22 protein-coding genes are annotated in these 20,689 nt (G+C 62.9%); 7 read left to right on the top strand and 15 right to left on the bottom strand.

Annotation, left to right across the window (positions count from 1 at the left end):
• Nucleotides 1-3 precede the first annotated feature (3 nt).
• The 8 genes from nuoF to BUA69_RS04560 form a co-directional block, all read right to left on the bottom strand.
• Nucleotides 4-1,311: an NADH-quinone oxidoreductase subunit NuoF gene (gene nuoF / locus BUA69_RS04595; RefSeq protein ID WP_046135863.1), complete on the bottom strand. Its 1,308-nt coding sequence runs from the start codon at nucleotides 1,309-1,311 to the stop codon at nucleotides 4-6.
• A gap of 9 nt (nucleotides 1,312-1,320) precedes the next feature.
• On the bottom strand, nucleotides 1,321-2,628 hold the full coding sequence (gene nuoE / locus BUA69_RS04590; protein ID WP_046135864.1) for an NADH-quinone oxidoreductase subunit NuoE: 1,308 nt from the start codon (nucleotides 2,626-2,628) through the stop codon (nucleotides 1,321-1,323).
• Nucleotides 2,628-3,818: an NADH-quinone oxidoreductase subunit D gene (locus tag BUA69_RS04585; RefSeq protein WP_046135865.1), complete on the bottom strand. Its 1,191-nt coding sequence runs from the start codon at nucleotides 3,816-3,818 to the stop codon at nucleotides 2,628-2,630. The genes nuoE and BUA69_RS04585 overlap by 1 nt, the downstream gene beginning before the upstream one ends.
• A gap of 2 nt (nucleotides 3,819-3,820) precedes the next feature.
• The gene (locus BUA69_RS04580) at nucleotides 3,821-4,408 is read right to left on the bottom strand and encodes an NADH-quinone oxidoreductase subunit C (RefSeq protein WP_244468784.1); all 588 of its coding nucleotides are present in this window, start codon (nucleotides 4,406-4,408) and stop codon (nucleotides 3,821-3,823) included.
• Nucleotides 4,409-4,449: 41 nt separating this feature from the next.
• Complete coding sequence (locus BUA69_RS04575) at nucleotides 4,450-5,052, bottom strand: NuoB/complex I 20 kDa subunit family protein (RefSeq protein WP_143154418.1); 603 nt, start codon at nucleotides 5,050-5,052, stop codon at nucleotides 4,450-4,452.
• Nucleotides 5,022-5,387 carry an NADH-quinone oxidoreductase subunit A gene (locus BUA69_RS04570; protein ID WP_046135868.1) on the bottom strand — a complete coding sequence of 122 codons (366 nt, stop codon included), beginning with the start codon at nucleotides 5,385-5,387 and terminating at the stop codon, nucleotides 5,022-5,024. Before BUA69_RS04570 ends, BUA69_RS04575 begins: the two co-directional genes overlap by 31 nt.
• Before the next feature lie 529 nt (nucleotides 5,388-5,916).
• Nucleotides 5,917-6,492 (bottom strand): outer membrane protein, encoded by a 576-nt coding sequence (locus BUA69_RS04565; protein ID WP_143154417.1) that lies wholly within the window; start codon nucleotides 6,490-6,492, stop codon nucleotides 5,917-5,919.
• Nucleotides 6,493-6,802: 310 nt separating this feature from the next.
• Nucleotides 6,803-7,363 (bottom strand): outer membrane protein, encoded by a 561-nt coding sequence (locus BUA69_RS04560; protein ID WP_046135869.1) that lies wholly within the window; start codon nucleotides 7,361-7,363, stop codon nucleotides 6,803-6,805.
• A gap of 217 nt (nucleotides 7,364-7,580) precedes the next feature.
• Between BUA69_RS04560 and BUA69_RS04555 the strand changes: the two genes are divergently transcribed.
• The gene (locus BUA69_RS04555; RefSeq protein ID WP_046135870.1) at nucleotides 7,581-8,210 is read left to right on the top strand and encodes an HAD hydrolase-like protein; all 630 of its coding nucleotides are present in this window, start codon (nucleotides 7,581-7,583) and stop codon (nucleotides 8,208-8,210) included.
• A 106-nt stretch (nucleotides 8,211-8,316) separates the two neighbouring features.
• Here the strand turns inward: BUA69_RS04555 and BUA69_RS04550 are convergent, their stop codons facing one another.
• The 7 genes from BUA69_RS04550 to BUA69_RS04520 all read right to left on the bottom strand — a co-directional run bounded on the left by BUA69_RS04550 (nucleotide 8,317) and on the right by BUA69_RS04520 (nucleotide 12,960).
• Complete coding sequence (locus tag BUA69_RS04550) at nucleotides 8,317-8,634, bottom strand: hypothetical protein (RefSeq protein WP_046135871.1); 318 nt, start codon at nucleotides 8,632-8,634, stop codon at nucleotides 8,317-8,319.
• Between the two features lie 91 nt (nucleotides 8,635-8,725).
• The gene (locus BUA69_RS04545; protein WP_143154416.1) at nucleotides 8,726-9,484 is read right to left on the bottom strand and encodes a pentapeptide repeat-containing protein; all 759 of its coding nucleotides are present in this window, start codon (nucleotides 9,482-9,484) and stop codon (nucleotides 8,726-8,728) included.
• Nucleotides 9,481-10,965 (bottom strand): Asp-tRNA(Asn)/Glu-tRNA(Gln) amidotransferase subunit GatA, encoded by a 1,485-nt coding sequence (gene gatA / locus BUA69_RS04540; RefSeq protein WP_046135931.1) that lies wholly within the window; start codon nucleotides 10,963-10,965, stop codon nucleotides 9,481-9,483. Before gatA ends, BUA69_RS04545 begins: the two co-directional genes overlap by 4 nt.
• Nucleotides 10,966-11,010: 45 nt before the next feature.
• A complete protein-coding gene (locus BUA69_RS04535) occupies nucleotides 11,011-11,496 on the bottom strand; it encodes a GNAT family N-acetyltransferase (protein WP_046135872.1) in 486 nt (161 codons plus the stop codon).
• A gap of 2 nt (nucleotides 11,497-11,498) precedes the next feature.
• Nucleotides 11,499-11,786: an Asp-tRNA(Asn)/Glu-tRNA(Gln) amidotransferase subunit GatC gene (gene gatC / locus BUA69_RS04530; RefSeq protein WP_046135873.1), complete on the bottom strand. Its 288-nt coding sequence runs from the start codon at nucleotides 11,784-11,786 to the stop codon at nucleotides 11,499-11,501.
• Nucleotides 11,787-11,976: 190 nt separating this feature from the next.
• On the bottom strand, nucleotides 11,977-12,360 hold the full coding sequence (locus BUA69_RS04525; protein ID WP_046135874.1) for a VOC family protein: 384 nt from the start codon (nucleotides 12,358-12,360) through the stop codon (nucleotides 11,977-11,979).
• A 63-nt stretch (nucleotides 12,361-12,423) separates the two neighbouring features.
• Nucleotides 12,424-12,960 (bottom strand): hypothetical protein, encoded by a 537-nt coding sequence (locus BUA69_RS04520; RefSeq protein ID WP_046135875.1) that lies wholly within the window; start codon nucleotides 12,958-12,960, stop codon nucleotides 12,424-12,426.
• A gap of 74 nt (nucleotides 12,961-13,034) precedes the next feature.
• On the opposite strand from BUA69_RS04520, the gene ruvX reads away from it, so the two are divergent.
• The 6 genes from ruvX to topA all read left to right on the top strand — a co-directional run bounded on the left by ruvX (nucleotide 13,035) and on the right by topA (nucleotide 20,687).
• Nucleotides 13,035-13,499, top strand: a complete 465-nt coding sequence (gene ruvX, locus BUA69_RS04515) for a Holliday junction resolvase RuvX (protein ID WP_046135876.1) — start codon at nucleotides 13,035-13,037, stop codon at nucleotides 13,497-13,499.
• Between the two features lie 231 nt (nucleotides 13,500-13,730).
• A complete protein-coding gene (locus BUA69_RS04510; RefSeq protein WP_046135877.1) occupies nucleotides 13,731-14,708 on the top strand; it encodes an aspartate carbamoyltransferase catalytic subunit in 978 nt (325 codons plus the stop codon).
• Nucleotides 14,705-16,006, top strand: coding sequence for a dihydroorotase (gene pyrC / locus BUA69_RS04505; RefSeq protein ID WP_046135878.1), 1,302 nt, complete (start codon nucleotides 14,705-14,707; stop codon nucleotides 16,004-16,006). The genes BUA69_RS04510 and pyrC overlap by 4 nt, the downstream gene beginning before the upstream one ends.
• A complete protein-coding gene (plsY, locus tag BUA69_RS04500) occupies nucleotides 16,003-16,602 on the top strand; it encodes a glycerol-3-phosphate 1-O-acyltransferase PlsY (protein ID WP_082093880.1) in 600 nt (199 codons plus the stop codon). The genes pyrC and plsY overlap by 4 nt, the downstream gene beginning before the upstream one ends.
• A complete protein-coding gene (gene dprA / locus BUA69_RS04495) occupies nucleotides 16,602-17,738 on the top strand; it encodes a DNA-processing protein DprA (RefSeq protein WP_046135879.1) in 1,137 nt (378 codons plus the stop codon). Before plsY ends, dprA begins: the two co-directional genes overlap by 1 nt.
• 291 nt (nucleotides 17,739-18,029) lie before the next feature.
• Nucleotides 18,030-20,687, top strand: coding sequence for a type I DNA topoisomerase (gene topA, locus BUA69_RS04490; RefSeq protein ID WP_046135880.1), 2,658 nt, complete (start codon nucleotides 18,030-18,032; stop codon nucleotides 20,685-20,687).
• The last annotated feature ends 2 nt before the right edge of the window (nucleotides 20,688-20,689 follow it).

The raw sequence follows: 20,689 nt of genomic DNA, 5'->3' as shown, positions 1-20,689 counted from the left end.
GCCTTACTCCGCCGCGATCGACGGCACGGCGCCGTCGCTGGTCGAGGACCAGGTGTATTGATCGATCCGCTCTTCGATGACGTGGCGGAAGTTGCGGATCAGGCCCTGGATCGGCCACGCAGCAGCGTCGCCGAGTGCACAGATGGTGTGGCCTTCGATCTGCTTGGTCACTTCGAACAGCATGTCGATTTCGCGCTTCTGGGCGCGGCCTTCGACCATGCGAGCCATCACGCGCATCATCCAGCCGGTGCCTTCGCGGCACGGCGTGCACTGCCCGCAGCTCTCATGCTTGTAGAAAGCCGAGAGGCGCCAGATCGCCTTGATGATATCGGTCTGCTTGTCCATGACGATCACAGCCGCCGTACCCAGTGAAGATCCGACTTCACGAAGTCCGTCGAAGTCCATTACCGCATGGCGCATTTTCTCGCCGGGCACGCACGGCACCGAGGCACCCCCGGGGATCACGGCCAGGAGGTTATCCCAGCCGCCCCGGATACCGCCGCAATGCTTTTCGATGATCTCTTCGAAGGTGACGCCCATGGCTTCCTCGAAGGTTGCCGGGGTGTTCACGTGGCCGGACACGCACATCAGCTTGGTGCCGGTATTGTTGGCGCGGCCGATAGACGAGAACCAGGCGCCCGAACGGCGCAGGATTTCCGGCACAACGGCGATCGACTCGACATTGTTGACAGTGGTCGGGTTGCCATAGACGCCCATGCCAGCCGGGAATGGCGGCTTGAGGCGCGGCTGGCCCTTCTTGCCTTCCAGCGATTCCATCAGCGCGGTTTCTTCACCGCAGATATAGGCGCCGGCACCGTGATGAACGATGATGTCCAGGTCCCAGCCGTGGATATTGTCCTTGCCGATCAGCTTGGCCGCATAGGCCTGCTCGACAGCAGCTTCCAGGCGCTGACGTTCACGGATGAACTCGCCACGCACATAGATAAACGCCAGATGTGCATCCATGGCGCGGGCAGCCAGGAGGCACCCCTCGACCAGATGGTGCGGATCATGGCGCAGGATATCGCGGTCCTTGCACGTACCCGGCTCGGATTCGTCGGCGTTCACCAGCAAGTAATGCGGGCGGCCATCGTTGACCTTGGGCATGAAGGTCCATTTCAGCGCGGTCGGGAAACCGGCACCACCACGGCCACGCAGGCCCGAGGCCTTGACCTCGCTGGTGATCCAGTCACGACCGGCCTCGATGAACTCCTTGGTGCCCACCCAGGCGCCGCGTGCGCGGGCGCCCTCGAGCGTCCAGTCGCCCTGGCCGTACAGATTGGTGAAAATGCGGTCTTTATCAGCGAGCATCGTTCACTCCTACCGCGGCTTCTTGCCGAAGACGCGGACATATTCAGCTTCGCCACCCTTGGCGAGGGCAGCAGCCTGGGCGATCCAGTCATCACGGGTGACGCGACCCTTGAAATTCAGGGTCTCTTCCACCTTGGCGATATCCTCAGCGGTAAACGCCGCCACCTGGCTCCACCTGGTAATGCCCAGGGCGTTGAGCTTGCCTTCAAGCACCGGGCCAACGCCCGAGATCAGCTTGAGGTCATCGGCAGCACCAGCCTGTGCGGCGAACAGCGGCGCAAGGCCACCCTTCTCTGCCACCGGGTTGACCTCGGTCTGATTGGCACGCGGTGCAATGATGGTCCGGCTTTTCTTGATACCAGCAGTGCTGGCGCCATCGGCCGGAGCCGCGGCACTTGCCTTGCCCGGAGCCTTGCCACCATCGACCTTGGACGCATCGGATTCGGCGCCAACGGCACCTTCCCGCATCGCCTTGTTCGGCTGCCCATTGGCATCGGCAGCGCTGGCAGCGGCCTTGCGCTCGCCTTCGGCCTGGGCCTCGGAAACCTTGGCCGCCTTGGGCGTGCCCTTGAGGGCGGGAGCGGATTCTTCGCTCACATCCTTGGGCTTGGCCGCCGTCGTCGGCGCCTGCGGCGCAGCAGCTGGTGCCGCCGGAGCTGCAGCATCGGCCGGCGGCGCTGGCGGAATGAACTTCTCGCGCTTGGCGCTCGGCGCTTCCAGCAGCGTGGTGCGGGTCGGGGCAGCCGAATGCAGCCGCTCGATCTGCGGACCTGGCTTGATGCTGTCGCCCTTGCCGGCCTCGAACGCGTCGATGATCTCTTCCAGCCGTTCGGCCGTCAGGTCTTCATAGGTATCGTGGAAAATCGCCACCATCGGAGCGTTGACGCAGGCGCCGGCGCATTCGACTTCTTCCCAGCTCAGCGTGCCGTCGGCATTGGGCGTCAGCGGGTCGTGATGGATCTTGTGTTTGCAAACCTCGATCAGCGCCTCGGCGCCACGCAGCATGCACGGTGTGGTGCCGCACACCTGGATATGGGCCCGCGTGCCAACCGGCTTCAGCTGGAACTGGGTGTAGAACGTGGCCACTTCCAGCACGCGGATATAGGCCATGCCGAGCATGTCGGCGATGGTCTCGATCGTGGCGCGGCTAACCCAACCGTCCTGGTCCTGTGCCCGCATCAGCAGCGGAATGACAGCAGATTGCTGGCGGCCGGCCGGGTAAAGCCCGATCTTCCACTCCGCCCATTTGGCGTTTTCAGCGGTAAAGGCGAAAGAAGCCGGTTGAACCGACTCATCCGCAAGGCGACGCGCAACCATCAGCGATCAACCTCTCCGAACACGATATCGAGTGACCCCAGAATGGCCGAGACGTCGGCCAGCATGTGGCCGCGACATAGGAAATCCATGGCCGACAAATGCGCAAAACCCGGCGCGCGGATCTTGCAGCGATAGGGCTTGTTGGTGCCGTCAGACACCAGATAGACGCCGAACTCGCCCTTGGGCGCTTCGACCGCGGCGTAGACTTCGCCGGCAGGAACCTTGTAGCCCTCGGTATAGAGCTTGAAGTGATGGATCAGCGCTTCCATCGACCGCTTCATGTCGCCACGGCTTGGCGGCACGACCTTGCCATCGAGCGAGGACACCGGGCCCCGGCCCTCGGGCGCGTTCAGCTTTTCGATGCACTGCTTCATGATCTTGGTCGACTGGCGCATCTCTTCCATACGGATGAGATAACGGTCGTAGCAGTCGCCGTTCTTGCCGATCGGAATGTCGAAATCCATTTCGGCATAGCATTCGTAAGGCTGGCTCTTGCGCAGATCCCAGGCAGCGCCCGAACCACGCACCATCACGCCCGAAAAGCCCCAGTTCCACGCATCGTCCAGCCCGACGACGCCGATATCGACGTTACGCTGCTTGAAGATACGGTTATTGGTCAGGAGGCTATCGATATCGGCCAGCGCCTTCGGGAAGGTCTCGCAGAAGGTGGCGATATCGTCGATCAGGTCCTGCGGCAGGTCCTGGTGGACCCCACCCGGCCGGATATAGGCGGCGTGCATGCGGCTACCCGAGGCGCGCTCGTAGAACACCATCAGCTTTTCGCGCTGCTCGAAGCCCCAGAGCGGCGGCGTCAGCGCACCCACGTCCATGGCCTGCGTGGTGACGTTCATCAGATGCGCCAGCAGGCGCCCGATTTCCGAATAGAGCACGCGGATCAGCTGACCGCGGCGCGGCACTTCCAGCTCCAGCAGCTTCTCGACGGCCAGGGCAAACGCATGCTCCTGGTTCATCGGCGCCACATAGTCGAGGCGGTCGAAATACGGCACTGCCTGCAGATAGGTCTTGGTCTCGATCAGCTTTTCAGTGCCGCGATGCAGCAGCCCGATATGCGGATCGACGCGCTCGACGATTTCACCGTCGAGTTCCAGGATCAGCCGCAACACACCGTGCGCAGACGGGTGGACCGGACCAAAATTGATGGTGAACGTGCGGACTTCCGCTTCGGACATACTCATTGCTTGGCCTTCTCGTCACCGGGCAGCACGTAATCGGTGCCTTCCCAGGGCGACAGATAGTCGAACGAACGGAATTCCTGCATCAGCTTGACCGGCTCGTAGACGACGCGCTTGCGCTCTTCATCATAGCGCACTTCGACGAACCCGGTGGTCGGGAAGTCCTTGCGCAGCGGATGTCCGTCAAAGCCATAATCGGTGAGGATACGGCGCAGGTCGGGGTGCCCCGAGAACAGCACGCCATAGAGATCGTAGGCTTCGCGCTCGAACCAGTCGGCCCCACGGAATACGCTGGTGATCGAGGGCACGGGATGCATGTCGTCAGCCGAAAGCTTGACGCGGATGCGCTGGTTCAGATGCGGGCTCATGAAGTGATAGACAACCTCGAAGCGCTCGTCGCGCTCGGGGTAGTCGACACCGCACACATCAACCATCGAAATGAACCGGCAGCGGGAATCGTCGCGCAGGAACGTCGCCACCTTGACGATCGAGTCGCGCTCGACCGTCAGTGTGAGCTCGCCATACGCCACATCCTGCGCCAGCACCGCCGAACCGAGGGAGCCTGCAATGTGCCCACCAAGATCCATCAGCGGATCAACCTGGATTGCCTCATCCATACCGAGCGACCCTATCGTTCAATCGTGCCGGTACGGCGAATCTTCTTCTGCAGCAACAGGATGCCGTAAAGAAGCGCCTCGGCGGTCGGAGGGCAGCCCGGGACATAAATGTCGACGGGCAGGATACGGTCGCAACCGCGCACCACCGAATAGGAATAATGGTAGTAACCGCCGCCATTGGCGCAGCTACCCATCGAGATGACATAGCGCGGCTCTGGCATCTGGTCGTAGACCTTACGCAGAGCCGGAGCCATCTTGTTGGTCAGCGTGCCAGCGACGATCAACACATCGGACTGGCGCGGAGACGCGCGCGGTGCGGTGCCGAAACGCTCGATATCGTAGCGCGGCATCGACATCTGCATCATCTCGACGGCACAGCAGGCCAGACCTGTCTGCATCCACATCAGCGACCCTGTGCGCGCCCAGGTGATGAGCTGCGCAGCAGTCGAGACAAGGAAGCCCTTATCGGCCAGCTCGTCGGTAACATCGGTGAAGAACGGATCATCCGCCCCTGCGGCCTTATTGGTACGCGGGTCGATCAGACCAGTCGGACGTGGTGCGATCAGCGGACCGGTATGTTCGCTCAATCCCATTCCAAGGCCCCTTTGCGCCATTCATAGATAAAGCCGACGGTCAAAACCCCGAGGAAGATCATCATCGACCAGAAGCCGAACCAGCCCACATCCCGGAAAGCCACGGCCCACGGAAACAGGAAGGCAACTTCCAGATCGAAAATGATGAAGAGAATCGACACCAGGTAGAAGCGCACGTCGAATTTCATGCGCGCGTCGTCGAAGGCGTCAAATCCCGCCTCGAAGGCGGAGACCTTTTCCGGATCGGGCCGCTTCACCGCAATGATGAAGGGCGCCACCAGAAGGGCCAGTCCGATCACGCCGGAAAGGCCAATGAAAAGGACAATCGGCAGATAGTCGCTGAGCAAATCAGTCATGCGGCAGCCTGTGTTCGATGCCGGTCAAGGACCGGGGAACGCGAGAGTTACGCAGGCAATTGGGGCGAGCGAACCAACGCGACAGTTGATGGCTAGGGCTTAGACCTTCGGCTAGTGGGTTTCAAGGGAAAGAAAATATGACTAAAAACATCACCTATCCAATACCCCCCGCCCTATCGAATATCATTCCTAATACGGCGCTTTTCTCGCAACAACCGGCTCCACCAGCACAATTTCTGCGGATACGCACTCATCGGCGCGCGCCTGCCAACGCACGCATTGCCGGCAGACCACGACCTCAACGGGGCCGCAGCAGGTGAGTCGCCCCTCTCCCCAGGCCAATGGCCATCCGGATCAGCGCCCCGCCGCGACTGACGCGCGAAAGCCAGCCGAAAACGCAAAAGGCCCCGTCGAAACGGAGCCCTTTTGAAACCAAAACGGCGAACCGGGAGGACCAGTTCGCCGAATTGGGTTTTTGCAAGACGCTTTGCAAACCGGGCGGAGACCGCCCGGTTCGCCTGCAAAATTCTTAGAAGTGGTAGAACACGCCAACGGTTGCCTTGGCCGACTCGAAGAACGAGTCAGGAGCGACATCCGAGAAGTCGCCGAGGCCGAGGACTTCGCCACGGATCGAGACGTTCTCGGTCACTGCGAATTCAACGCCGCCGCCGAGGGCGTACACGCCATCAGAAGTACCGGCGCGGGTGGTGACGCCAACGCCACCAGCTGCATAGACCAGGACCTGATCGGTGACGACAGCGCCAACGCGAGCGAGAGCCAGGAACAGGCCGGCATCTGCGTTCGAACCGAACACGTAGTCACCCTGCAGTTCCAGACCGATCAGGATCGGGTCAGCAACGATGAAGTTGGCACCAACGATACCACCGATGACACCCTGCGTAACGCTAGGAGCAAGGTTGTTGAAGGCGTTGTCGCCGTTGAAGAGACCGCCAGCTTCGATACCAGCATAGAGACCATCCCAGCTGAAACCGGCAGCTTCATAGATCGGAGCCGGAGTGGTCGGGATGAACAGGTCCGCAGCCATAGCGCCGGACGAGAGAAGGGCCGCAGCTGCGACACCAAGAGTAAGCGAACGTACAAACATATCTTGCACTCCCATAGAGTTAACCGTAGTCGACCGATAGATGCCTCACAGGCGCTCAGCTGACAACCCCGGGCGAAGCCATATTACATGGCGCGGATAAGATTTGATGACCATTTGGGGGCAGGTGTTGCGCGAAAACCGCGAAATTGGCCCAGTTTGATACAAATGCGGCAGAAACCTTACCCCGCAGGGGCGACGAGGTGTCGCAAGTCGGGCAGCGTACGACTCACCGGCATGAGTTCGCAAGAGGGAAGCGGCAAGAAAAATCCCTCACTGCCTGGCCATTTCCTGGGAATCGGCGCCGGCGGAATCAAAAATGGAAAGCGGCGCCCAGCGTTACCTGGTTCTTGTCATTGGCCCCGGTGAGCGGGAAGCCATGCAGGTACTGCGCCCGCACCGATACATTATCGGTCACCGATAGCTCGACCCCTGCCCCGACCAGCACATCGCTCTCGTCTGGCGCGCCCAGATCCAGCCCGTAGCCGCCGGCCGCGTAAACCACGACATCGTCCGCGACCACGAGACCGGCCCGACCCAGAATCTGCCCATAGCTGGTTTCGCCGACGCCGCCGGTCAGCCCCTGTACCGCCACTTCGGCACCAACCAGATAGAAGTCGAACTGCGCATTAACGCCCGCCGCAACCCCGACGCCAAATTGGCTGCCGCCAACCGGGCTGGACTGCGATACGCCATAGACACCCGCGTAGAAGCCGCCCCAGTCAAAACCACCCTCATCATGCACAGCGAGGACAGCCGGTGTGGAAGTCGGCACAGTAATCACATCAGCGGCCGTTGCAGCACCGGCGGAGACAGCCATCACCAGCGCCCCAGTCGCCAGAGCACGGAACGCCATCGTGTTGAACAGGCCCATTTCGTCCTCCTGAATGCCGACGATTCGATAACCAACGCGTCGATTTCAACCCGGGTTCCGCCAGACGCCCGCCCCGCGCCCAAAACGCCCCGACCAAGACTGCCTCCATATATAGCCCTAGTCGCGGCAGACCGCCATTCCACCGCCGGCTCACGAATGCGGCACTTGACCCTGCCCCGCCAAACCGGCAATCGACAACGTTCACGCGGAGCCAGCCATGCCAGCATATTCACTCGTCATCTTCGATTTTGATGGCACCCTTGCCGACAGCTTCCCCTGGTTCTGCTCGATCCTCAACCAGACTGCCGAGCAGTTCGACCTGCGTCCGGTCGCCCCGGAGGAAATCGAAGGTTTGCGTGAGCTGGGCAGCCGCGAGGTCATCGCCCATCTGGGCGTGCCGCTGTGGAAGATGCCGATGATCGCCAGCTATATGCGCCGCCTCGCCACCGAAGCCGCGACCGATATCCAGCTGTATCCCGGCGTAGCCGAGGCCCTCGAGGCGCTGGCCGATGCCGGCGTCCGCCTGGTCATCGTCAGCTCCAATGCCGAGGCCCCGATCCGCCAGGTGCTCGGGCCGGCCGCCGACCTGATCGATCACTATGTCTGCGGCGCCTCCCTGTGGGGTAAGGCCGCCAAGTTCCGCAAGGTGCTGAGCCAACTGGGCATCGCCCCCGCCGCCGCCATCGCCATTGGCGATGAACTGCGCGACATCGATGCGGCCCGTGACGAAGGCATCACTGCCGGCGCCGTCACCTTCGGCTTCAACTCCGCCGCGGCCCTGCGCCGTCACAACCCCGATTTCATGTTCGACAGCTTCGACGATCTCCGCAAAACGCTGCTCCGCTAAGCCGCCGCCTGCCACACGGGGTCATTGCCGCGCGTGGGAATTTCCGCCTCTTCCCCCAGCACACCCCAAAAAGAAACTCCCGCCTGAGCGGGAGTGTCCTGGTTGTTTAGTGCTTGGTCACGCCGCTGAGCGCTGCCGCGATGTGTTCCCACTCCGCTGCCACGCTGGCTGTTGCCCGCTTCTTGCCGGCCCGCCGGTACCAGTAATCGGCATTACCCATATCGGCTTCGATCCAGTGCATCAGCGCATGTACCCAGTCGAACGCCTGCACGCCTTCCATCGCCTGGACGATGTTGTGGGCCTGCTCCCATTCCGGTCCGATACGGAGCTCACCCTTTTTCAGCCACCACAATGCTTGCAGCGGCTTGCTCATATCCTTGGGCGGCTCGGACCAATCGAGCGACGTAAAGATATCCACGGCCATCCAATCACCTGAGAAACGGCAGGTCGCACCTGCCATGAACTGTCAATTGAAGGGCGACATAGACCCCAATGCCCCATAGATCAAGGCGCGCTTAGTCGGGGAAGACACGCATGCCGAACGGGCCGGCCAACGCGCTCAATTGCGATTGACTGACCTTGATCCCAGCAAACCCACGCGACCGGGTCAGATTGAGCCCATCGACCGAGGCTTCGCGCAGGTCGGCATTCTCCATCCGCGCCTCGTCCATATTGGCCGCATTGAGATCGGCGCGACGGAAACTGGTGGCGGTCAGATTGGCCTGCGAGAAATCCGCCTGCCGCAGGCTCGAGCCCTCGAACTCGCAATCATCCAGTGCCACATGGCGGAAATTACTGAAATCAAGTGCGCAATCGATGAAGCGGGCCGCGGTGACGCTGTTGCGTCCGCTCTTGCGGATAAAGCTGGCATCCTCGAAATCGGCGCCAGACGCCTTGCAGCGTTCCATGATCACAGCGTGCAGGTTTGCCCCGGCAAACCGGCACAGTGAAATGTTGGAATCGGTGAAATGCGCCGCGCGCAGCTGCGCATCGGCAAAGTCACAGCCCTTGCGCGCATCCGCATCAAACAGCACGCACCGGGTGAATACCGCATTGACCAGGTCCGCGCCGGCAAATCGGCATTCGAGAAACGTCACGTCCTCGAACACCGCTTCGCCCAGCGCGGCACTCATCAGGCTCGCGCCCTGCAGCGTGCAGTCCCGCAACCGGATCCGTCCGGACGGCAGGTCGCTCCAGTCGATATTGGATAGATCTTCGCCGGCGACGATATCGCCGGCTTTGATCGCTGCCTCGAAGGCCCGCTGGCTTGTCACCACCAACGCTTCGGCGAAAAGTCCATGTCGGCACTGCGCTCGATGACGCGCGCCGCGGCGAACAGGGTCTCTTCATCGAACGGCTTGCCGATCAGCTGCAGCCCGAGCGGCAGCCCCTGCCCGTCCTTGCCGGCCGGCACGGCAATGCCCGGCAGGCCCGCCATGTTGACCGTCACGGTGAACACGTCATTGAGGTACATCTTGACCGGATCTGCCGCCATGGCCTCGTCGCCAATGCCGAACGCGGCCGATGGGGTTGCCGGGGTCAGGATGGCATCGACGCCAGCGTTGAACGCGTCCTCGAAGTCCTTCTTGATCAGCGTCCGCACCTTCTGCGCCTGGACGTAATAGGCATCGAAATAACCGGCGGACAGCACATAGGTGCCAATCATGATGCGACGCTTCACCTCGCGGCCGAACCCGGCAGCGCGGGTCAACTCATACATGTCGGTGATGTCCTTGCCCGAAACGCGCAGGCCAAACTTTACGCCGTCATAGCGCGCCAGGTTCGACGAGGCTTCGGCCGGCGCGACGATATAATAGGCCGGCAGGGCATATTTGGTATGCGGCAGCGAGATGTCCTTGACCGTGGCGCCCTCGGCGCGCAGCCAGTCGAGCCCCTGCTGCCAGAGCTTTTCGATCTCGGCCGGCATGCCATCCATGCGGTATTCGCGCGGCACGCCGATGACGAGGCCCTTGACCCCGCGCTCGACCGCAGCCGCAAAGTCGGGAACCGCCAACTCCACGCTGGTCGAATCCTTGGCATCATAGCCCGACATCGAGGTCATCATCAGCGCCGCGTCTTCGACGGTGCGGGCAATCGGGCCCGCCTGGTCGAGCGAAGATGCGAAGGCCACAGTGCCCCAGCGCGAGCAACGGCCATAGGTCGGCTTGATGCCGACAGTGCCGGTGAAGGCCGCCGGCTGGCGGATCGAGCCGCCGGTATCGGTGGCCGTCGCGCCGGCGCAGAGCCAGGCCGCAACCGCCGAGGCCGAGCCACCCGACGAGCCGCCCGGCACCAGATTGGCATTGCTGCCTTCGGCGCGGAACGGGCTGATCACCGGACCGTAATAGGAGGTCTCGTTGGACGAGCCCATGGCGAATTCGTCCATGTTGAGCTTGCCCAGCATGACGGCGCCGTCGCGCCACAGGTTCGCCGTCACCGTCGATTCATATTCGGGCTTGAAGCCATCGAGGATGTGGCTGGCCGCCTGCGTATGCACGCCCTTGGTCGCGAACAGGTCCTTGATCCCCAGCGGAATGCCTTCGAGCGGACCGGCATTGCCGGCTGCAAGCTTGGCGTCGCTCGCCCTAGCCATCTCCAACGCCTGCTCCGGGGTTACCGACACATAGGCGTTCAGCTTGGGATTGGCCGTTTCGATGGCGTCGATATAGGCGCCCGTCAGCTCCACTGCGGTGAAGTCTTTGTCTTCCATGCCCTTGCGGGCGGCGGACAGGCTCAGTTTGGTCAGGTCGGTCAAGGAGGTCACTCTCTTAATCGTTCGGCGCCAGGCGCCAGAATTGGTTCAGGCGGCGCTCACAGGCGCCGAAAGGGGAAGTTCGAAAAACGCCGACCATTCGCTGTCGGGATAGTCGAGGAAGGGGCCGCGCGCCAAAAAACCGCTGCGGGTATAGAGCCGGTGGGCTTCCGCCATGCCCGGCCCGGTGCCGGTTTCCAGCATCAGCTGGCCCAGGCCCTTGTCGCGCGCCAGCGCCACGATGGCGTCCAGCAGGGTCGAGCCCACGCGCTTGCCGCGCACACTCGGGTCGGTGAACATGCGCTTGACCTCGCCCAGCTCGGGCGAATGGACCTTGAGCGCGCCAATGCCAACGGCATTGCCATCCTCGTCACGCGCCACGAACAGCGTGGTATCGGCACCCGCCATCTGCTCGACCGTCATCTTGAACTGGAATTCCAGCGGCGACAGCGGCAGCAGATGCTCATTGAGCGCAGCAACCAATACGCGAACGTCGTCCTGCAATGGGGTCTCGATCGCGACAGTCACGGCCATGACTATTCAACCACCTTGGGGACCATGAAGAAGTTGTCTTCCGACAGCGGCGCATTGGCGACGATCTTTTCGGGATAACCGCCATCGGTCACCACATCGTCACGGCGCCGCAGCACCATCGGGGTCACCGAGGTCATCGGCTCGACGCCAGCCACATCGACTTCGCTCAACTGCTCGACAAAACCCAGGATGGCATTGAGCTCATCCTGGTAGGCGGTCACTTCGCTCTCTTCGATGCGGATACGCGCCAGGCGCCCGATGCGCTTTACTGTTGCGGCGTCGACGGACATGGGGAACTCCAGATATCAGCTCAATCTGCGGCGTTAATAGCAACCGGTCGCCGGAAAATACAATGAAATTGGCTTATGCGGCGCATCAGCGCGCCCGCATGCCATGCGCCTCAATGCCACCCGCCCCGGCCTGACACTGCACGATCCCCGCGTTTGGGCGGCAAAGCCCCCATCGCTGGCCCTGTCCGCCTTACTCGCGGTGGAAAGCGGCCAGTTTATTGCCACTGGGGTCCCGCAAGTAGGCGGCATACCAGGTTGGTCCATAGTGCGGACGCGGGCCCGGCGCGCCCTCGTCGCTCCCGCCATGCGCCAGGGCGGCGGCATGAAACGCATCAACCTCGGCTGGTGACCTCGCCTCAAGCGCCACCATCATGCCATTGCCAACACTCGCCTGCTGCCCATCGAATGGCCGGCAGACCCAAACCGTCAGACCCGCTCCCGTTCCACCTTGGGAATAGGCCCGCCACCCGTCGAAATCGTCGTGCATGGACCAGCCGATCGTTGCCATCACAGCGTCATAGAATGCGTTCGACGCAACCGTGTCCTGCGCGCCGATTGTTACATAATTGCTCATGCGAACTCCCCTGTTTGTCCAGGAGGGAACGCTACCAAGTCAAATAGAACATATCAAGAACAACTAGACTTCCAGCGCCAGCCGCGCCTCCAGCGACACCAGGCCGGTGCCGTCCAGATGCTCCCGCAGCGCCGTGATGGCAAAGTCGACATCTTCCTCGCTGCCGGCCAGCCCGATCAACCGCGGCGGCACCACATCCAGCAGCGCCTCGCCCAGACCGCTCATCGCCGCACCGTCACCAAACAGCACTACCACTGCGTCGCCCATCCAGCGCCCCAGCCGCGGCAATTCGCCCGCCACCAGCAGGAGGGGCGGCTCGCCGAGCGCATCCACAAGCACCGCACCGGGGCCAACCGCCCATACGATCACATCAACCTGCGAATCGTCCTCCAGCGGTCGCGGCACGCGCCGGGGTTTCCACACCGTCGGATCCACCGCAGGCAGACCAGCATCACCCCCGGCAAACCCGAATACCCGATCCGCCCCCGACACCAGTTCCGCCGCGTCGATGCCCACCGGTGCCAGGGCCGCATCCGCCACCAGAATCGCCCCCCCGATATGCATCCGCATCGTCGTCCCGCCGAACCAGGTCAGTTTCATTCGTCAGATCCCTGTCGCCAAATCTGACCGGAAACTATAGGACGGGGCGCACACGGCAAAGAGACATCATCCCTATGACCGACGACATTCCGGCCAATCCGCTCGCGGGCATCCCTGCCAGTGGCAAAATCCTCGGCCTCGACCTCGGCACCAAGACCATTGGCGTCGCGATCTCCGATGGCATGCGCTATTCGGCGACGCCGCTTGAGACTATCAAGCGCACCAAGTTCACCCAGGACGCCATCCGGCTTGACGAACTGATCGCCGAAAACAAGGCCGTCGCCATCATTCTGGGCCTGCCGCTCAATATGGATGGCTCGGAAGGCCCCCGTGTGCAATCGACCCGCGCCTTCGCCCGCAGTCTCGCGCAGCGCATCACGCTGCCCATCGCCTTCTGGGACGAGCGCCTCTCGACCAGCGCCGTCACCCGCATGATGATCGAGGCTGACCTGCGCCGAGACCGCCGCGCCGAAGTCGTCGACAAACTTGCCGCCAGCTACATCCTGCAAGGCGCCCTCGACCGCCTCCGCCACAGCTAAACGCTCAGAACGCCGCGCCCATCCGCCGATCCTGCCGACGCAGGCTGCCGGGTGGCGCGCCAAAGAACTGCTTGAACGCGCGGCATGCCCTGCTCCTCCGAGCAATTCATCTGCTGATCTCCGCGGCCCAACAGCAACCGCGGCGAAGCAAAGCTTGTACAAAATCCGCTCCTCCCCTTGCTCCCCGCGCCCCCCTCCGCTAGACCGCAGAAAATAGCAGGATGGGAACGCATGGCCCAAAAAGCCTCGAACACCGCCACCGGTACGCCCGGTGATTTTCCCCCGTTCAACCAGCGCCATTTGCTGTCGATCGCCGATCTCCAGCAGCATGAGATCATTGATCTGCTGGACCGGGCCGAACGCATGGTTCCGGTCTCCCGTCAGGAGCGCAAGATCCACGCGACCCTGACCGGAAAGACTCAGATCAACCTGTTCTTCGAACCATCGACTCGCACCCAGGGTTCGTTCGAGATCGCCGGAAAGCGCCTCGGTGCGCTGGTGATGAACATGTCGGTCAAGTCCTCCTCAGTCTCCAAGGGCGAGACGCTGGTCGATACCGCGACCACGCTGAATGCCATGCGGCCCGACGTCATCGTCGTGCGACACGCGGCGGCCGGCGCAGTCGAATTGCTGAGCCAGAAGGTTGGCTGCGCGGTGATCAATGCCGGCGACGGGGCCCATGAGCACCCCACCCAGGCCCTGCTCGATGCGCTGACCATCCGCCGGAACAAGGGGCGCATTTCCGGCCTCACTGTCGCCATCTGCGGCGATATCGGCAATTCGCGCGTCGTCCGGTCCAATCTGCTGCTGCTGGGCGCGCTCAATGTACGCACGCGCGTCATCGCCCCGCGCAATCTCCTGCCCGCCGGCATCGAGCACCTCGCCACCGAGGTGTTCACCGATATGCGCGAGGGGCTCAAGGACGTGGACGTGGTGATGATGCTGCGCCTGCAGCATGAGCGCGCCAATGGCCGCATGATCCCCTCGGTCCGCGAATATTATCACTTCTATGGCCTGGACGCCGAAAAGCTGGCCTTTGCCAGGCCCAATGCCATCGTCATGCATCCCGGCCCGATGAACCGCGGCGTCGAGATTGACCCGGCCATTGCCGATGGCAACCGCTCCGTCATCACCGAGCAGGTTGAAATGGGCGTTGCCGTCCGCATGGCCGTACTCGATGCATTGCTGCCTGCAGGAGACAAGGCATGACCCGGCCCCTGCTGATTGAAAATGCCCGCATCGTTGATCCGGCCTCCGGCCTCGATCACATGGGCGCCGTTCTGGTCGAAAATGGCCGCATTGCCGATATCTCCAAAGGCGGCCCGGTCGGCGTGCCCGAAGGCGCCGAAGTCATCAAGGCCAATGGCCAGGTGCTCGCGCCGGGCCTCATCGACATGCGCGTCTTTACCGGCGAGCCCGGCAAGGAGTATCGCGAAACCCTGGCCTCTGCCGGTGCCGCAGCCGCCGCCGGTGGCGTCACCAGCTTCGTGATGATGCCCGATACCACCCCGGTAGTGGACGATGGCGCGCTGGTGGATTTCCTCATCCGTCGCGCCAAGGCCACATCCAAGGTCAATGTGCTGCCTGCCGCCGCCATCACCAAGGGCCTGGCTGGCCAGGAAATGACCGAGTTCGGCCTGCTGCGTGAGGCCGGCGCCGTCTGCCTCACCGATGGCCGCCACTCCATCCAGTCCAACGCCCTGCTGCGCACCGTCTTCAGCTACGCCGCCAATTACGGCATGACCGTGGTTCACCATGTCTGCGACGACGCGCTCACCGGCGAAGGCGTGATGAATGAGGGGCTTTTTGCCACAATCCTCGGCCTCAAGGGCATCCCTCGGGAAGCCGAGACCATCCCCTTGGCCCGCGATCTGCAGCTGGCCATGCTGACCGGCGTCAAATATCACGCCGCCCAGGTCTCCACCGCTTATTCGCTCGATCTGCTCGCCGCTGCCAAGAAACGCAGCAAGTCGATCACTGCCGGCATTTCCATCAATAACCTGGCGCTGAACGAAAACGACATTGGCCGCTATCGCACCTTCTTCAAGCTGGCGACGCCACTGCGCTCGGAGGATGACCGCCAGGCCATGATCGAGGGCCTGCGCAACGGCACCATCGACACCATCCATTCCGATCACGATCCACAGGATGCCGAGGTCAAGCGCCAGCCCTTCGCCGAAGCCTCCGATGGCGCAATCGGCCTGGAGACACTGCTGGCGGCGGCCTTGCGCCTCGTCCATTCAGGCGATGTCGACCTCGCCACCGTGCTGCGCGCCATGACCATTCGACCCGCGGAGATCCTGGGTCTCGACAGCGGGCGCATTGCCCGGGGCGCCCCGGGGGACCTGATTGTCTTCGATCTGGACTACCCCTGGCAGGTCGCCGAAGCCGATTTCCACTCGCGGTCGCGCAATACCAGCTTTGAAGGCGCTCGACTTGCTGGCAAAGTGATGCACACTATTGTGGGCGGCGCAGTCGTTCATACGCATGCCGAGGGGACGCCGTGACCATCCAGTTCATCTATGCCGCCATCCTGGGCTATCTTTGCGGCTCAGTGCCGTTCGGCCTGCTGCTGACTCGCGCCGCCGGGCTCGGCGATATCCGGGCCATTGGCTCGGGCAATATCGGCGCCACCAATGTGCTGCGCACCGGCAATCGCTGGATCGCTGCCGCCACGCTGATCCTCGACGCTGGCAAAGCCGCACTGCCCATCCTGATTGCCCGCTATTACTGGGGCGAAGAAGCCGCACGCATCGCCGCCATCGGCGCTTTCCTCGGTCATTGCTTCCCGGTCTGGCTCGGCTTCAAGGGCGGCAAGGGCGTCTCGGTGATGATCGGCTCGCTGCTGGCGCTGAGCTGGCCCGTGGGGCTGATCTTCTGCGCCGTCTGGCTCATCATCGCCTTCTCCCAGAAAATGTCCTCGCTGGCCGCCCTGACCGCCGCAGCCACCGCCCCGATCTTCGCCTTCGCGCTGGCCGACGAATGGCTGGCCGGCACAGTCGCCTTGTTGGCAGTGGTCCTGTTCTACCAGCATCGCGAAAACATCGTTCGGCTGATGAACCGGACCGAGCCCAAGATCGGCTCTGAAAAGAAGCCACAGTAATGCGTGCGCTGCGCCCGGGAGCCACTGAGCTTACCCAGGCGCAGCGCACTGCCTGGCTGCGCCTGCTGCGCACCGAGAATGTCGGTCCAGTCACCTTCCGCCAATTGCTCAACCGCTTCGGCTCCGCCGAGGCCGCTATCAATGCCCTGCCCGGCCTTATCAGGCGCACCGGCACCAATCCGCGCATCACCACCCAGATGGAAGCCGAGGACGAGCTTGCGGGCCTGCAGCGCTTCGGCGCCCGGCTGGTGGCGACGGGCGAGGCGGCCTATCCGGCCCTGCTCAATTTTATCGCCGCCGCCCCGCCCCTGCTGACCATGGCCGGAGGCGAATCGCTGGACTGGAGCCGCACCGTCGGCGTCGTCGGCGCCCGCAATGCCTCCTCCGCCGGCATCAAGATGACCCGCACGCTCGCCCAGGGACTCGGGGCTGGCGGCTACACCGTGGTTTCCGGCCTGGCCCGCGGCATTGACACATCTGCCCATCAGGCCAGCCTTGCCACCGGCACCATTGCAGTGCTGGCAGGCGGCTTCGACAAGATCTATCCCGACGAAAACATCCCTCTTGCCCACGAGATCCTCGACAATGGCGGCGCCCTGCTGACCGAAATGCCATTGGGCTGGGAGCCGCGCGCCCGCGACTTCCCCAGGCGTAACCGCCTGGTTTCGGGTTTGTCGCTGGGCGTGGTCGTTGTGGAGGCCGCCAAGCGTTCCGGCTCGTTAATCACAGCCCGCCTGGCGCTGGAGCAGAACCGCGACGTCTTCGCCGTTCCCGGCTCCCCGCTCGACCCCAGGGCCGAAGGCGGCAATGCACTGATCCAGCAAGGCGCCAAGCTGATCACCTGCGCCGCCGATATCATGGAAACCCTCGGCAGCGCCGATCCCGCCCGCACCGCCCTGTTCGATCCCGATTGGGAACCCGAATTCGGCGCCGACCCGCTCGCCCTGCCACCGCCCAGTAACGACGACAAATCCCGCCTGCTCTCATCGCTCAGCACCACGCCTGTGGAAGTCGATGAGATCGTCCGCCAGACCGGCCTTGGCGTGTCCGCCATCCAGATGCTGCTCCTCGAACTCGACCTCGGCGGCCAGATCGAATGGTCCAGCGGCCAGCTGGTCGCCCTGCGGTACAACTGACGGCCAATCATTGGGGAGAACTCAATTCCTCCCCACCGCACCCCCGCTCGTCCGGGCGGTCCATCCTCCTGCCCTGCCAGAATTGGATTGCCCGGACTAGCCGGGCAATGACGAAGGATAGGAAGCCAATGGAAGCCCCTAAATTTTCCTCTCTCTAAGAGAGAGTGTCCCCATCTCCCCCGAGGCACCGTTGACACCGTCGCTCGGCTTCACCATGTTGCGCCACCTTGGCATCCCCTTGTCACGCTCCATCCGATTGGGGTGGAAATCCGGTTTCCGAAAGCAGCGCGCATGAAAGTCGTCATTGTTGAAAGTCCGAACAAAATCAAGACGATCAGCAAGTATCTGGGCGCGGACTACGAGGTCCTGGCCAGCTTCGGACACGTGCGCGACTTGCCTGCCAAGGACGGTTCGGTTCGTCCCGATGAAGACTTTGCCATGTCGTGGGAAGTCGATTCCAAGTCGGCCAAGCGCCTTGCTGACATTGCCCGCGCCGTTAAAGGCGCCGATGAACTGATCCTCGCAACCGACCCGGATCGCGAAGGCGAAGCCATTTCCTGGCACGTTCTGGATGTGCTCAAGCAGAAGAAGGCGATCAAGAAGGATCTGCCGGTTCGCCGCGTGGTGTTCAATTCGATCACCAAGGACGCCATTCTCGAGGCGATGAGCAAATCGCGCCAGATCGATGAGCCACTGGTCGATGCCTATCTGGCCCGCCGCGCCCTCGATTATCTTGTCGGCTTTACCCTCTCGCCTATCCTGTGGCGCAAGCTGCCGGGCTCCCGCTCGGCTGGCCGGGTGCAGTCGGTGACGCTACGCCTGGTCTGCGACCGCGAGGCCGAGATCGAGAAGTTCAAGGCCGATGAATACTGGTCGGTGGAAGCCAAGCTCGCCCAGAAGGGCAAGTCCTTCCTCGCCCGCCTCTATTCGGTCGACGGCAAGAAGACCGACAAGCTCGATGTCAAGACCGGCGAAAACGCCGCCGAGCTCAAGGCCCTGATCGAAGCCGGCAATTTCAACGTGTCTTCGGTTGAAAAGAAGCCGACCAAGCGCAATCCCTACGCGCCCTTCACCACCTCGAGCCTGCAGCAGGACGCATCGTCGCGCCTCGGCCTCAGCCCGTCGCGCACCATGCAGATCGCCCAGCGTCTCTACGAAGACGGCCTGATCACCTATATGCGTACTGACGCCGTGCAGATGGCGCCAGAAGGCATTGCCATGGCCCGCAGCGCCATTGGTCGCATTTTTGGCGAACAATACCTGCCGGAAAAAGCGCGCATCTATCAGACCAAGGCCAAGAACGCCCAGGAGGCGCACGAGGCCATCCGTCCCACCGACATGTTCAAAAAGCCCGAAGACCTGCATATCGATGCCGATCAGCAGAAGCTTTACGGCCTGATCTGGCGCCGGACCCTGGCCAGCCAGATGCGCTCGGCTGAGATCGACCGCACCACGGTCGATATTTCCGTGCATGTCCCCGGCCGCGCTGTCGAACTGCGCGCCGTTGGCTCCGTCGTTACCTTCCCCGGCTTCCTCACCCTCTATGGCGTCGAAGCCAAGTCGGACGAAGACGAGATCGATGAGGACAGCCGCGAGCTGCCCGCGCTCGCCGTTGGCGACAAGCCGGACCTGCAGGCCGTCGAAATCGAACAGCACTTCACCCAGCCGCCCTCGCGATACACCGAAGCCAGCCTGATCAAGAAGATGGAAGAACTCGGCATCGGCCGTCCTTCCACCTATGCCGCCACCGTCACCACGCTGGTCGATCGCGATTATGTCCGGCTTGAAGGCAAGGCGCTGCATCCCGAAGATCGCGGCCGCATCGTCACCGCCTTCCTCGAAAGCTTCTTCACCCGCTATGTCGAATACGGCTTCACCGCCGGCCTCGAAGAGCAGCTCGACCAGATTTCTGCGGGCGAACTCGACTATAAGCAGGTGCTGCGCGATTTCTGGACCGATTTCACCGCCGCCACCCTTGAGATCAAGGATCTGCGCGTCTCTGAAGTCCTTGACGCGCTCAATGACCTCCTGGCCGACCACATCTTCCCGCCCAAGCCCGATGGCGGCGACCCGCGCGTCTGCCCCACCTGCGGCACCGGCCAGCTGTCGCTCAAGCTCGGCAAGTTCGGCGCCTTTATCGGTTGCTCGAACTATCCCGAATGCAAGCACACGATGCAGCTGTCGGATGCCGCCACTGGCGGTTCATCCGAGGCCGCTGCCGGCGATGGCATTCTGGGCACCGACCCGGAAACCGGCGAGCAGGTCTTCCTCAAGTCCGGCCGCTTTGGTCCCTATGTCCAGCTTGGCGAAGGCAAGGAGCCCAAGCGCTCATCCCTGCCCAAGGGCTGGGACGCCGCAGCCATGACGCTCGACAAGGGCCTGCAATTGCTCGCCCTGCCCCGCGATGTCGGCGTTCACCCTGAAACCGGCCTGCCCATCGTTGCCGGCCTCGGTCGCTATGGCCCGTTCATCCTGCATGATGGCAAATACGCCAACCTGCCCGACGTCGAGGAAGTCTTCACGGTCGGCCTCAACCGCGCGGTAGACCTCCTGGCCCAGAAGGCAGCTGGTGGCTTCAAGCGCGGCGGCGCTGTCGCCGCTATCGCAACCTTCGAGCACGCCAATGGCCCGATCACCGTCCGCAGCGGCAAGTACGGCCCCTATGTCAATCAGGGCAAGATCAACGCCACCATCCCCAAGGACATCAAGCCCGAGGATGTGACCGTTGATCAGGCGGTCGAATGGATCGCCGCCCGCGCCGAAGCCACCGGCACCAAGGTCAAGAAGGCGCCGGCGAAAAAGGCCGCTGCCAAGAAGCCAGCCGCCAAGAAAACCACCAAGGCCGCTGCCGGCGACGCCGAAGCCCCAGCCAAGAAGCCCGCCGCCAAGAAAGCTGCGCCCAAGAAGAAGCCCATCGAGGCTCCGGTCGACGGCGACGATCCGTTCTAAGT

Source organism: Devosia limi DSM 17137 (genome assembly GCF_900128975.1).
Lineage (GTDB): Bacteria > Pseudomonadota > Alphaproteobacteria > Rhizobiales > Devosiaceae > Devosia > Devosia limi.
The sequence above is the reverse complement of the archived record's forward strand: the minus strand, read 5'-3'. Positions and strand labels throughout refer to the sequence as shown.